Here is a 13,864-nt window from a genome sequence, read left to right on the forward strand (position 1 = left end):
CATCTTCCCTATCCGGCTGAACCGGCAGCACTGCAGGCCAGTGACGGGGCGTCGTCCAACGGCCTAGACTTCAGGGATGAGTGGCGCACCGCTGACCTCACGACGGCGGTTCAAGTCCGCCCCTGCTTCAACCGTCGCCTTGACGATGCTCGTGACCCTGGCGTCCTGCAGCCCTGGTCCCGGGCCTGAAGGCGGTCCAAATTCCGTCTCTGAGTCTTCCTCCGGATCTGCATCGTCCGCTGCAATCAGCGGGCTGCCGGCCATAAGCGCACAAATCAACCAGTTCAGGGACAACTACTCCAAGCAAATCATCGAAATACAGCTCACCAACAACACCCCTGAACCCGTGACTGTACTGGACGCCTCCCTTCACAGTGGTCTTTTCAGCGCTGCCATCACCTGGAATCCCGACGCCGGCGGCATCGAACTTCCGCCACGGCAGACCAAAAGCCTTCCCGCGCAGCTTCCTGAGGCGACCTGCACACGCGGCGGTGAACTGACGGGAGACCCGACAAACGTTCCAAGTGACAAACCAACGCTTCGGATCACCACGCGGCCGGCGGTGCCCGGGCAAGCGACACTTGAACCTGTGGATCCCCATGGAGTCCTGACCCGGAACAATATGGAAAAATGCGTCAGCAAGGCGGCGGAGGCCATTGCAGAGTTCCGGCCTGTACCGGAACTGGACGCTGCTGACAAAGGCGGCACCGCCGTCGTCCGTATCCGCATACTCCCCAAGCCCTCGCCCCAAGCCGACAGCGGGAGCACACAGCGCGCTGGTGAGCCGCCCAGCCATCAGAGGATCCTGACCATCGAGAAGATCGACGGGACACCGCTCATCGCCGAAGAACCTTCCCAGCCCTGGCCGCGAGATGTGGAGGTGCGGGAGGGGGGACCGTCCTCCGAGCTCCGGCTGGTTATCCGTCCAGCCCGGTGCGATCCGCATGCGGTGGCAGAAGACAAAGTGGGCACGTTGTTCCCGCTGCGGATCACAGTGGCTGGGCAGCAGGGAGTCTTTAAAGTTGACGCTGGTGCCGAGCTTCGGGGACGCATTCACGATTTCGTCACCTCTACCTGCGGACCGCAGCAGGGCTAAGCCGCATTAGGCTCTTGGTATGGCCCAGGTTTCAGTTCCCACACCGTCCAGTCCCGCCGAGATACGGGAGACCGTTCAAACCATCCTGGCATCAGAGGGACTTCCGCCGATCGTCCAAGTGGGGCATCCTGCACTGCGCCAGTCCGCCGCCCGCTACGACGGACAGCTCACAGATGAGGAACTGGCCGCCCTGATAGACCTCATGCGCCGGGTCATGCATAACGCTCCCGGAGTCGGTCTGGCTGCCCCGCAGCTCGGGATCCCGCTTCAGATTGCCGTGGCGGAAGACTCGTTCGACGTCGAGCCTGAGATTGCCGGCCTTCGCGGGAGAGTACCCCTGGACTTTCTTGTACTGCTCAATCCCTCATACATAGCCATAGGCGCAGGACGGGCAGCCTTTTACGAAGGTTGCCTTTCCCTCAACGGCCTGCAGGCGGTGGTGTCCCGGCCGGACCGCGTTCAGCTGACGTACACCACGCCGCAGGGCGCTGCAATGCAAGCAGAGTACGCCGGGTGGCAGGCCCGGATCGTTCAGCACGAAACCGACCATCTGCATGGCACCTTGTATGTAGACAAGGCCGAACTCCGCTCCCTCACCACAAACGAGGAATACGGGCTTCGCTGGATGGCGCCTGACATCAGCCGGGCCCGGCAGGAACTCGGGTTCCTGCCCGACTGATCAAGCCTTCACGGGGAGGTATTTCGCCCACCAGCGGAGGATGTGTTCGAAGCGCTGCTTGCGGTGGTGGGGCGTTCCGGACCGCGAAAGTTCATGGTTCTCCCCCGGGAAGACCAGGAACGCTGCCTCCACTCCCTGCTGCTTGAGTGCCGTGAAGTACCGCTGCCCCTGTTCCACCGGACACCGCAGGTCCTCCTCGCTGTGGATCACGAGCGTGGGGGTACGCACCGCAGAAATGGTGGCCATGGGGCTCTGGGCGGCTATTTCCTCCGGCGTTGGTCCCGTGTACTCGCCACCAAAGAACCACCCAATGTCAGAAGAGCCCACGAAACTGACCGGATCAAGGAAGCCCCGTTCCACAATGGCCGCTTTGAAACGGTGATCCTGGCTGATGGTCCATGCGGTCAGGTAGCCGCCGTAGGAGCCGCCCATGATGCCCAGCGCGGAGGAATCCAGTTCCTGGAACTTCTCTAATGCGCCGTCGAGGAACGCCAGAACGTCCTGCATATCCACGGTACCCATTTTTCCCTTAATGGAACGACCGTGGGCCTGGCCATAGCCCGCCGAGCCTCTCGGATTGCACATCAGGACGGCGTATCCTGCATCGGCATACACCTGGGCCTCGTCGAAAATTCCAACCGTGTACTGGGCGAACGGCCCGCCGTGGATGTTGAGCAGCACCGGGTGGGGCCCCTTGCCCGGAGGCATAACAAGCCAGCCGTGTACCGGATGACCGTCCGGGGAAGTGAAGGTGAGTTCCCGGGGTTCGATAATGCCGGCTTCGGTCCGCAGCCGCGCTGAGAAATCGGTGAGCAACCGCAGTTGGCCAGCCTCAAGGATGGCCACGTCGCCGGCAGTGGCTGAATCCGCAAAGGTGACGAAGATCGAGCCTCCTCCCGACCCCGCGCCCACAACCACCCGGTCCCCGTGGACCACGAGCGCGTGGTTGCCGGTGGCACCGAATTCCAGCAGTTCCACAGTGCCCTGGGCATTGTTCAGGACGAGCACCGAATCGTCCCCCTGGGGTTCGAGCAGCCCGGCGCCTGTATCCAGATCCATGTTCTCGACGTCGCTCATGCATGTAGGGTCACCACCGCCCGAAGGAATAACGTACATGGCGGTATTCCGGGCCACGAAGTCCAGGCCGGATGTGCCCAGATCCTGGGCCAGGTAGAAGAGCCACTTGCCGTCCCGGCTCTGCCTGACGCTGTGGATTGCCTGCCGCGGGCCGTCAAGCGGTAGCGCAGGAACGGGTTCCTGCCCACCCGCCACGGGCAAGGAATAGATACCGGTGGCCAGATCGCCGTCGCTTCCCTCGTGGAGTGCCGCCACAAAGTAGATGGTGCTTCCGTCGCTGCTGAACGTCGGGCTTTCGTGGTCAACAGGCGCCGAAGTCAGCTGCCGGGCGGGAGGCACTGCCTCGTCCTTCGGCAGGTCTGGTTGATCCTTCGAAGCATGCTGATCCGCCGGATCCGCGGCCACTTTCCTCTGTTGGGCGGCACGGCCGGCGCGCACCACTTTGGGTTCGTCGTCAAGATCCGGGACGTGAACCAGGAACAACTGAAGCGGCTTATCGGCGGTGTAGCCCACGCCGTTCATCCGGTACTTGTAATCTGTGATGAGGCGGGCGTCCTCTGCGGCAGGTGAGACGCCGTCGACTGTTCCGTAGCGGCCTTCCTCCGGGGTCCTGGCACCGAATACTATCCGGTGCGAGTCCGGCGCCCACGCAAAGCAGGAGACGCCAAGCTTCGCGTTGGTGATCACCTGCGGCTCTCCTCCGGCCGCATCCACCACATGCAGTTGGGGCTTCCCCTCAGGTGACGTACGGAGAAACGCCAGCACCCGCCCGTCCGGAGAATACGCCGGGGCCGTGTCGCGGAACCCGCGTGTGAGTCTCCGGGGCAGTCTCTCGGGATTCCGGGAGATGCTCCAAAGCTGGCCCACGTAGGTGTCAGCGTCGAGGTCCGGACGGACAACGGAGACGACGGCCCTCGTGCCGTCGGGATGGACGGTGGGGGCAGATACGGAATTCAGCAGCGGCAGGTGTTCTGGTTTCACTCTTGCGAGCCTAGTAGTTCGGTCGAAGGGTGGGAAACACCTTAGTGATGAACGGGCCACTTAAGATGGGGCTATGCCTTCTGACGCCGTCCACTCGCTGCTGTGCCCCGTCTGCAGGCAGGCACTGGGTTACGGAACCGAAGAACGGTCAACGCTGAGGTGCCCCGCCGGTCACAGTTTTGATGCCGCCCGGCAGGGATACTTCAACTTCCTGGTGGGCAAGGGAACTGCCTTCGAGGCGGACTCCGCCGATATGGTGGCCGCTCGCAGCGATTTCCTGTCTCACGGGCACTATGACAGGCTGGCGCTCGCTATCGCGGACACCGCCGCGCCGGCCCTCGCTGCGGCCAACCCTGCTGTACTCGACGCCGGCACCGGAACCGGACACTACCTGCGGGCGATTCTTGACAGGTTCCCCGCAAAAGCCATCGGCCTGGACATCTCCAAGTTCGCCTTGCGGCGCGCTGCCAGATTGAATCCGGGCGCCATCAACATTGTCTGCGATGTGTGGCAACCGCTTCCGCTGGCGGATCGGTCAGTCGATGTCGTCACGGTCGTCTTCGCTCCACGCAACCCCGCGGAGTTCGCCCGGGTCCTGCGCCCGGGCGGGAGACTCATAGTGGTAACGCCCAGACCGGGTCACCTGGCCGAAGTGGCGGGAACAACCGGAATGCTGGGACTCGAGCCCGCCAAGGAGGAACGGCTGGCAACCTCCCTGGACAGCGCGTTCAGCGAACTGTCCACGCGGGAGTTAGACCTCGACTTGAGCTTGCCAGCGGCGGACGTCGTAAATCTGGCGCTGATGGGGCCGGCCGGGCACCATCTGGACCGAGCGGCGCTTCCTGACCTGCTGGCCTCCCTGCCGCCCCAAACGAGCGTTTCTGCCCGTTTCCGGATCACCGCTTTTGAACCCCGGCCTTAACTCCTCAACTCCTGAATCCCGAGTGTCCAAGATAACGACTTGGCCACGTTCTATACCTGTTTCCCGGACTCTCCCCTCCCCCTCAGGCTTCCGACTACGATGGAATCACAGTTACTGAGGGTCTGCTCCCGCAGGTCCCGGCGACGAAGGGGGAGCTACATGTTTGATTGGCTTGGCGAGAACTGGTGGGCTTTGTGGCTGACCGTTTTCCTGGCGTTTGCCGTGGTGGAAATGCTCACCTTGGACCTTTTCTTCATTATGCTCGGCGGTGGCGCCCTTGCTGCCCTGGTGGCAGATTTTGCCGGCGCCGACCTCTGGCTGCAGATCATCGTATTCTGCGTCGTGTCACTCCTCATGGTTGGCCTCGTCCGGCCGGTGGCGCTCAAACACCTCCATAAGGGTCCAGCCGAACAGCGGACAAACGTGGACCGCCTTATCGGGGAATCAGCGCTGGTCATGGAATCGGTTAGTTCCGACGGCGGTCTGGTCAAGATCGGGGGCGACGTGTGGAGTGCCCGCTCCAAAGACGGAGTTCTTGAGGCGGGCCAGCGCGTGGTGGTGTCCGCCATCGAAGGAGCCACTGCCGTCGTCGTTCCTCAGCCGGAACCCGTACAGTAATCGCCACCGGCATCGCTGCCGGAGCAAAACAGTGTGAACGGCCCCTGCATCCGCCGGGAGACCGCGCTTGCGTATTCAGCTTTGAATACAACAATTGGGGAATGAAGGAGATGTATGGATATCGCAGTCACGATCGTGCTGCTGGTTCTGATCGTTTTCGTAATTATCGTGCTTGTACGTTCGGTGCGGATTGTGCCGCAGGCGCGGGCAGGAGTGGTGGAACGACTCGGAAAGTACCAGCGCACCCTTAACCCCGGACTTACTATCCTGATCCCCTTCGTCGACAGGCTGCTCCCGCTGCTGGACCTCCGGGAACAAGTGGTTTCCTTCCCCCCGCAGCCGGTGATTACCGAAGACAACCTGGTGGTCTCGATCGACACGGTCGTGTATTTCCAGGTGACCGACCCACGGGCTGCAACCTATGAGATCGCCAACTACATCCAGGCAGTCGAACAGCTGACCACCACCACGCTGCGTAACGTCGTCGGTGGCCTGAACCTCGAAGAGGCCCTGACCTCCCGCGACCAGATCAATGGTCAGTTGCGGGGCGTGCTGGACGAGGCCACCGGCCGCTGGGGCATCCGCGTTTCACGCGTGGAACTGAAGGCTATTGATCCGCCCCACTCCATCCAGGATTCGATGGAAAAGCAGATGCGTGCCGAACGGGACCGGCGTGCGGCCATCCTCACCGCCGAGGGCACCAAGCAGTCGGCCATTCTCACCGCCGAGGGCCAGCGGCAGGCAGCCATCCTCAAGGCCGAGGGCGACGCAAAGGCCGCCATCCTGCGCGCCGACGGTGAAGCCCAGGCGATCCAGAAGGTGTTCGACGCAATCCATAAGGGCAACCCTGATCAGAAGCTGCTGGCCTACCAGTACCTGCAGACGCTGCCCAAGTTGGCGGAAGGATCCTCGAACAAACTGTGGATCATTCCCAGCGAAGTGGGCGAGGCACTCAAGGGCATCGGCAACGCCCTGGGTGGGACAAACATGGACTCCGAAGGCCTCTTCGGCGCCGGCGCCCCTGCAAGACCGGCCACAGAAAAACAGGCGGTGGAGCGTCCTTAGGGGCTTTAAGAAGAGGAGTTGCCCGGAAGCGGGCAACTCCTCCTTTGCTTAATTCCTGCTTCGCTCTTTTTGCTTGGCTGTAGAAGAAACCGTATAATAGGATATTTGTCCGACCGGTTCAATAAGGCTGGAACAAGAATGCTGCGGAAAGCGTTGGAGTTAACGATGCAACGTAGTGCAAACCGTAGTCCGGGGGCTGTCACTTACCTCCGGCTAGCGCAGAGCCAGGCTCTGCGAACCGACCAAAGGGAGAAATCATGAGCGATCGCAGCCTGCGGGGCATGCGCCTCGGCGCACAAAGCATGGAGACGGAATCCGGTGTCGAACCGGCTCCCCGCCAGCGGGTTGAGTACCGTTGCGAGGACGGCGAGCAGGTCTTCGTCACGTTCTCCTCGGAAGCTGAAATCCCTCCGGTATGGGTGTCGAAAACGGGCAAGGAAGCTCTCCTGGTGGATGGCGAACGCCCCATTAACAGCAATGAAAAAGCTGTCCGGACCCACTGGGACATGCTTTTGGAGCGCCGGTCCCTTCCCGAGCTGGAACAGATCCTCGAGGACCGACTCACGATTCTGCGCGAACGCCGTGGAGAACGGCGCTCGGCCTAAGGGCTGAACCGAACAGGGCACAAAGAACCGAGAACAAAAGAGAGCCGGGCTGCCTCATCGTTAGTCGACGAGGGAGTCCGGCTCTCTTTTGTCGTGAGTCTGCCCAGGTTTACTTAGGCGGCCGAGCGTAGTTAGGAGGCGGAGCTTTTCCCTGAGGTGAGTTTCTGCCAACGGGCGGCGAGACCCCAACGCGTGACGTTGATCATCGCTTCAACCACAATGTTCCCGCTCATCTTCGAGTCCCCGAGTTCGCGCTCCACGAAGGTGATGGGTCGCTCAACAATTGTGAGTCCCAGCTTCGCAACGCGCCAGGCAAGGTCCACCTGGAAGCCGTAGCCAACCGAGGCCACTTCATCGAGGTTAAGCTTTTCAAGGGTGGTGCGGCGGAAGGCGCGGTAGCCGCCGGTGACGTCCTTGATCTTCAGGCCCAGCATAAGCCGCGCATAGGTGCTCCCGACGCGCGAAATGGCCTGCCGGTACAGCGGCCAGTTGACGACGCTGCCGCCAGGAACCCACCGGGATCCCATGGCCAAATCGGCACCCTGCTCCAACGCTTCCAGCAATTGCGGAAGCTGTTCCGGCTGGTGGGAGCCGTCGGCGTCCATTTCTACGAGGACGTCATAACCGGCGTCAAGTCCCCATTTGAAGCCGGCGATGTACGCCGCTCCGAGTCCTGCCTTGCCCTCGCGATGGAGGACGTGGATCTGGGAATCCTCTGCGGCCAGGCCATCCGCCAGCTGCCCGGTGCCGTCCGGGCTGTTGTCGTCAACAACCAGTACATCCGAGGCCGGGACTGCAGCCCTGAGGCGGCTGATTGTCTTTGGCAGGGATTCCAGCTCATTGTAGGTCGGGATGATCGTGAGGACACGCACAGCGAGGCCTTTCCTTGATGGGAGCGGTCAGAGCGCGCAAAGATCAGGCGAAAAGCCGAGCTGCAGGCGCAACTTTCTATTATAGGGCGTCCAGCGTAAGGGTACGTCCGGGCAACACAGGCCTAACCGCGGAGGCTGTCATGGGAATAGAGTTCATGGCCGGCGCGGACCGTCTGGAGACACACGGGACTGGCCCCGGTGTCCAGGGCAGGCAGGAGCGGTGTCCTGGCCCGGGGATCGGTGCTCCAGGACTGTACACGGCCGTCTGCTACCTGGACCATCAATTCCTCGACCTCCCATACTGCAAAGCTCGCGGGTGCCCCAGGAACCAGCTGGCCAGCCATCGGGTTGGAGTACTTCGCGGCCCGCCAGCCTGCCCGGGTGTGCCCCAGGAATGCTGCCCGTGCAGAGATTCGCTGTTCGGGGTTGCTGTGCTCGAGGCAGGCCCGCACGCTGTCCCAGGGGCGAAGCGGAGTGACCGGACTGTCACTTCCGAAGCAGACAGGCACTCCCGCCGCATACAGCGAAGCGAAAGGATTCATGGTCAGGCGGCGTGAACCGAGCCGCTCCTGGTACAGGCGCCCTTCGGCGCCCCAGGCTGCATCGAAAGCCGGCTGGGCGCTGACTGTGATGGAGTGACGGGCAAGTCTCTCGATAGCCGACGGGTCAGCCATTTCCACATGTTCAAGCCGGTGTCCTGCCGCCCGGATGCGCTGATCGCCAACCTCCGCGGCAGCCTGGTCAAAGGCTTCCAGCACGGCGTCCAGCCCTGCGTCTCCGATTACGTGGAAGCCAGCCTGAATGCCCACCATTGAACAGGCTGCAATGTGCGCGGCCGCCTGCTCCACGGAGAGGTACCTGGTGCCCCGCTCCCCCGGTGCATCGCTGTAGTCGGCGCGAAGAGCAGCCGTCCTGGACCCGATGGACCCGTCGATGTTCAGATCCCCGGCGAGTCCCCGGACGGTAACGCCAAGTCCATCAAGAATGGCCTTAACGTCTCTTTCGGATTCGGCGAGCTGGCCGCGGTAGGCGAGAATCTCGGGGAAGGCCTGTCCCGTTGCCTCGTTCCAGCCCACTGCGAGCTGCAGGTCCTTTACGGCGCCGATGTGCGGGGCGGACATTTCAGCGAGGGCCACATAGCCATTAGCTGCGGCCTCGGCAAGGGCCCTGCGCTGGAAATCCCGGATCTGTTCCTCCGGGAATTCGCGGGCTGCCAAACGGGCGGCCGTATGCTCCTCCCGTTTCACCTGGCTGTTGGCCCCTGCTTCCGGAGAGTGCGGGGATGACAAATTGGCCACAGCGGCCAGGGATGAGGAGACCAGCGCAGAATGGACGTCCACCCGCGCAAGATAAACCGGTCTGCCCCCTGAGGCCCGCTCGAGCTCTTCCCTGCTGGGGAGGGTTCCGTCAGGCCAGGCGCTCTCATCCCAACCGTGCCCCATGACGGTCCCAGTGCCGCGCCAAGCCGCGACGGCGTCGAGCAGTTCTCCGGCCGAGCGGACCCCATCCAGCTGAAGAGAGTCCAGGGCGATTCCAGTCTCGGTCAGGTGGACATGTGAATCTACAAAGCCTGGTGCGACCAGCGCGCCCTTGAGATCGATGATTTCCATGGAATCGTCAGCTATGGAGGATGCTGCCTGTTCCGAGCCCACCCAGGCCACGGTTCCTTCGTCCACGAGCATTGCAGTCGCAAATGGATCGGCAGCGGTGTAGACAGAGCCGTTGCGGTACATCGTCACCCTCCGCTGGGCCTGCTTGCTTTTTGCCGGCTCCTGGGACGAGGAGCCGGGCGATGAGTCAGACATGGATGAACTACTCCTGAATCTGGTAGTGAAAACTGACGGCTAACGACCGGCAGAAACCGCGGACGAAGGAACGCTAACTGTAGGCAAGGCGGATCAGGCGACAGTGGAATACGCGACGACGCCGCGGCGCACCAAAGTGATTGATTCGCTGCAGAGCCTGGCAATCCGGGGATCAAGGCCCGGGATCTTGGCCAGCTGGTCAAGGAGGTCAATGACCTGCTTGACCCAGCGCACGAAGTCACCGGCGGCCAGATCGGTTCCGCTGAGGACTTCCTGGAGATGGCGGCCTTTCGCCCATTTGAAGATAGGCCACATAAGCCCCAGCTCGGGTTCTCCTGTCAGCGGAAGCTTGTTTGCTTCCTCTGTGTCCTCCAGTGCGGACCATTCCTGAACCACAATATCCACTGAAGTTTCCAATGAAACGCTTGGCATTCTGGGCCTGAGCCCACGGTCTTCGCGCTTTGCCTGGAACACGAGGATGCTGGCCAAAGCAGCGATCTCTGCTGCATCGAGGTCGTCGAATGCCCCCTGCCTAAGGGCTTGGGAGATCAGCAGATCCTTTTCCCCGTAGATACGGCGCAACCGTTGGCCGTCGGGGCCGATCACTACTTTGCCGGATTCAGCCGTTTCAAGGTATCCGTAGCTGAACAGCACGTCGCACACCCGGTCAAAGGTCTTCGCAATGGTGTTGGTCCTGCCTTGGATCTGGCGTATCAGGCCGTCTGTCTCCTGGCGCAGCTTCCACCAGCGCTCAGACCAACGCGCATGGTCTTCCCGCTCGCTGCAGCCATGGCAGGGATGGGACCGCAAGGCACGACGCAGCTCGGCGATCTTCCGTTCCTGGTCCGGAAGCGCCGCGGCCCGCCCGAAGTCGTGGTGCCTGCTGCTATCAGGAGCAGGCGGACGATTTTCGCGGATCGCATTGCGGACGGAGGAAGCTAGCTCGCGGCGGGATTTGGGCACTTTGGCGTTGAAGGACTTGGGGATCCGGATGCGCGTGACGGGCGAAACCGGCCCCTCGAGGTCGTGAATTCCGATCCGCCGCAGCTGGTGGTCCATGGTCAGGACCGCCGGCCTCGGTTCCCGGGAGGTGTGGTCAGAGCTCAGCACGACGGCGAATCCCGGAGCCCTTCCTGTGGGTACGTCAATGACATCGCCGGGAAGAAGGCGGCTCAGCGAGTCTTCGGTGAGGGATTTGCGGGCTCGGGACTGGCCGCGGGCCGCCACGTTCTCGGCGTCGGACAATTCACGGCGCAAGCGGGCGTACTCGGTGAAATCTCCGAGGTGGCATGTCATGGATTTGCGGAATCCGGCCAGCGATTCCTCCCGGCTGCGCACCTGCTTGGCCAGTCCGACGACGGAACGGTCGGCTTGGAATTGGGCGAAGGAAGATTCGAGGATCTCACGCGCCCGGGGCCTGCCGAACTGCGCCAGAAGATTGATGCTCATGTTGTACGTGGGACGGAAGCTGGAGTTCAGCGGGTAGGTGCGCCGGGATGCGAGGCCCGCTACCGCCGCCGGGTCGGTCCCTGGTTGCCACAGCACTACGGCATGACCCTCGACGTCGATGCCGCGCCGCCCGGCACGACCCGTCAGCTGGGTGTATTCACCGGCGGTGATACCCACATGGGCTTCACCATTGAATTTCTCCAGCTTTTCCAGCACCACTGAACGTGCAGGCATGTTCACACCCAGGGCAAGGGTTTCCGTTGCGAAGACGGCTTTCACCAGGCCCTCTGCAAACAGTTTCTCCACCACTTCCTTGAAAGTCGGCAGCAGCCCGGCATGATGGGCGGCCAGTCCCCGGAGGAGGCCGTCACGCCAGCTCCAGAATCCCAGCACGTCCAGGTCCTCCGAAGGAATGTCCTGGCCCGCTTCGTCGACGCGCATGGCGATGATCCGCTGTTCCTTCTCAGTGGTCAGCCAGAGTCCGGCGGATACACACTGTGCGACGGCGGCGTCGCAGCCTGCCCTCGAGAAGATGAAAGTGATTGCGGGCAGCAAATCCTGCCGGTCCAGGCTGGCGATGACCTGGGGACGGCTGGCCTTGCGCACGGGGCTTCGCTGCTCGCCGGGGGCACTGGCGTTCTCCCGTCCTTGCTGCCCGTGCTGGCGACGCTGGCTGCGGCCGCCGTGACCAAACCGGCCGCGGAAGTTCATCTGGCTCTCGGCCTTCGCCATGGACAGCAACTCAGGGTTCACTTCAAAGCCGCGTTGGCTTGCCGCTTCTGCAGAAAGCACCGGCTCCGCGGCGTCGGCATCCGAGGGCGCTATTTCGTCGAAGGGCGTTTCACCTGCGAAGAGGTCCACGATGTTCCGGCCAACCATAACGTGCTGCCACAGGGGAACGGGACGGTGCTCTGAAACGATGATGTCGGTTTGGCCCCGGACAGTGTCGAGCCACGCTCCGAACTCCTCAGCGTTGGAGACGGTGGCGCTGAGCGAGGCCACCTGGACCTCGCTGGGAAGGTGGATGATCACCTCTTCCCAGACGGCCCCACGGAAACGGTCAGCGAGATAATGGACCTCGTCCATCACCACGTAGCCAAGATCGTCAAGGGAATCGGAATCGGCGTAAAGCATGTTCCGCAACACCTCGGTGGTCATCACCACAACCGGCGCGTCACCGTTGATGCTCGTGTCCCCGGTCAGCAGGCCGACATTGTGAAGCCCGTACTTGTCGGAGAGCTCGAAGTACTTCTGGTTGCTCAGTGCCTTGATCGGTGTGGTGTAGAACGCCTTCAGGCCGCGCTGCAGCGCGAGGTAGATGGCGAACTCCCCCACGATGGTTTTCCCGGCGCCTGTGGGTGCCGCAACAAGCACACCCCGGCCGGCCTGCAATGACTTGCAGGCAACACGTTGAAAGTCATCCAGCTCAAACTCCAGGGAACGGACAAAGCCGCCCAGGTAAGTATTGGCTTCGGCGGTCCGTTCAACGCTGGCCCGGTAGAGCTCGGATGGCGACTGGGGCCCGGATATGGAGGACATGCATCAAGCCTAGTGGGCGGAGAGCTAGAGATTGCCCAGTTCAGTCCGCGGGGTTGCTATGTTGGCGGAGGCTTCGGTCTCGGCAGCGCGTTTTGCCGCCTTCTTGTCCCGACGGCGGTCGTTGAGGAGGCATAGACCGATGGCGGCGAAAAACAGCGCAAGCATAGGTCCGGCGAGGTAGAACATGCTCATGGCGTCAGCGCCAGGGGCTGCCATAGCCGCGAACAGGCACACCAAAAACACGGTGATCCGCCAGCTTTTGACGAGCTGCTGCCCCTTGATGATTCCCGCGAGGTTCAGTCCAAAAAGAACGACGGGCAGGAGGAAGGCAATGCCGAACGCCAGCAGGAGCCGCAGGACGAACGCCAGATAAACCTGCGCACTGATGAAGTTGGAGCCCCCGCTGGGCGTGAAGTCCGTGAGTACACGGACAGCGTTGGGAAGCACCAGCCAGGCCAGCACTACCCCTCCTACGAAGAGCGGAACTGCCGCTGCCACAAAGGACAGCGCCAGGCGCCGCTCTTTCTTATGCAGGCCAGGAACGATAAAAGCCCACAACTGATAAAGCCACACAGGGCTGGCAACTATCAGGCCCAGGAAGACCGACACCTGGATCATCAGATCAAAGGAACTGGCCACGCCGTCAAAGTTGAGCGAGGCCTGGCGCCCCTCTTTTTCGTTGAGGTCAACGATGGGTTTGATCAGTGCGGCGAGCATCGGCTGATAAGCCAGAAAACCGATGATGGTTCCGAGGATGACGCCGATTGCGGACTTGAACAGCCTGTTCCGCAGTTCCTTGAGATGATCAAGCAGCGCCATCCTCCCCTCAGGGTTGGATCGGCGGCCCATGGTTACTGCCATCTGGACTTAGGCGCGGTTCGACGGCGGAACGTCGGTACCGTCCGCGGGGCGGTTGTCTGTGGGGTTGGTGCGGGGGTGGTTCACCACTTTGCCTTCGACGGGCTCAGAGCCGTCTTTCGCTTCCGGGGTTCCGTCCTTCTTCATTTCCCGGACTTCGGACTTGAAAATCCGCATCGACTGCCCAAGGCTTCTGGCCATGCCGGGCAGGCGTGGTGCAGCAAAAAGCACCAAAGCCAAAACAATAATGATGATGAGATGCCAGCCTTCAAGCCTCATGTTGGGAGGTCCTTTCGTT

Annotated in this window: 12 protein-coding genes; 6 read left to right on the plus strand and 6 right to left on the minus strand. The window is 62.2% G+C overall.

All coding sequences use genetic code 11. The features are described from left to right. Positions 1-76: 76 nt before the first annotated feature. Positions 77-1,096: a hypothetical protein gene (locus M1E05_RS10640; protein WP_458113950.1), complete on the plus strand. Its 1,020-nt coding sequence runs from the start codon at positions 77-79 to the stop codon at positions 1,094-1,096. A gap of 19 nt (positions 1,097-1,115) precedes the next feature. Next, a complete protein-coding gene (locus tag M1E05_RS10645) occupies positions 1,116-1,775 on the plus strand; it encodes a peptide deformylase (protein WP_458113951.1) in 660 nt (219 codons plus the stop codon). Here the strand turns inward: M1E05_RS10645 and M1E05_RS10650 are convergent, their stop codons facing one another. Continuing rightward, positions 1,776-3,833 (minus strand): S9 family peptidase, encoded by a 2,058-nt coding sequence (locus M1E05_RS10650; protein ID WP_458113952.1) that lies wholly within the window; start codon positions 3,831-3,833, stop codon positions 1,776-1,778. Between the two features lie 73 nt (positions 3,834-3,906). Between M1E05_RS10650 and M1E05_RS10655 the strand changes: the two genes are divergently transcribed. From M1E05_RS10655 to M1E05_RS10670, 4 genes are all read left to right on the plus strand, one after another. After that, positions 3,907-4,755 carry a methyltransferase domain-containing protein gene (locus M1E05_RS10655; protein WP_458113953.1) on the plus strand — a complete coding sequence of 283 codons (849 nt, stop codon included), beginning with the start codon at positions 3,907-3,909 and terminating at the stop codon, positions 4,753-4,755. 159 nt (positions 4,756-4,914) lie between these two features. Beyond that, entirely contained in the window at positions 4,915-5,373 is a 459-nt protein-coding gene (locus M1E05_RS10660; protein ID WP_458113954.1) for an NfeD family protein, read from the plus strand. A 114-nt stretch (positions 5,374-5,487) separates the two neighbouring features. Further along, entirely contained in the window at positions 5,488-6,438 is a 951-nt protein-coding gene (locus M1E05_RS10665; protein WP_458113955.1) for an SPFH domain-containing protein, read from the plus strand. Positions 6,439-6,695: 257 nt separating this feature from the next. Beyond that, a complete protein-coding gene (locus tag M1E05_RS10670) occupies positions 6,696-7,043 on the plus strand; it encodes an RNA polymerase-binding protein RbpA (RefSeq protein WP_011692034.1) in 348 nt (115 codons plus the stop codon). A gap of 131 nt (positions 7,044-7,174) precedes the next feature. Here the strand turns inward: M1E05_RS10670 and M1E05_RS10675 are convergent, their stop codons facing one another. The 5 genes from M1E05_RS10675 to tatA all read right to left on the minus strand — a co-directional run bounded on the left by M1E05_RS10675 (position 7,175) and on the right by tatA (position 13,845). After that, complete coding sequence (locus M1E05_RS10675; RefSeq protein WP_461162898.1) at positions 7,175-7,915, minus strand: polyprenol monophosphomannose synthase; 741 nt, start codon at positions 7,913-7,915, stop codon at positions 7,175-7,177. Positions 7,916-8,037: 122 nt separating this feature from the next. Then, on the minus strand, positions 8,038-9,720 hold the full coding sequence (locus M1E05_RS10680; protein ID WP_461162899.1) for an amidohydrolase: 1,683 nt from the start codon (positions 9,718-9,720) through the stop codon (positions 8,038-8,040). Positions 9,721-9,813: 93 nt separating this feature from the next. Continuing rightward, positions 9,814-12,708 (minus strand): DEAD/DEAH box helicase, encoded by a 2,895-nt coding sequence (locus M1E05_RS10685; protein ID WP_461162900.1) that lies wholly within the window; start codon positions 12,706-12,708, stop codon positions 9,814-9,816. Between the two features lie 24 nt (positions 12,709-12,732). Beyond that, positions 12,733-13,569, minus strand: a complete 837-nt coding sequence (gene tatC / locus M1E05_RS10690) for a twin-arginine translocase subunit TatC (protein WP_458113959.1) — start codon at positions 13,567-13,569, stop codon at positions 12,733-12,735. Positions 13,570-13,575: 6 nt separating this feature from the next. Beyond that, positions 13,576-13,845, minus strand: a complete 270-nt coding sequence (tatA, locus tag M1E05_RS10695) for a Sec-independent protein translocase subunit TatA (RefSeq protein WP_309108305.1) — start codon at positions 13,843-13,845, stop codon at positions 13,576-13,578. Positions 13,846-13,864 lie beyond the last annotated feature (19 nt).

Source organism: Arthrobacter sp. R4-81 (genome assembly GCF_054792365.1).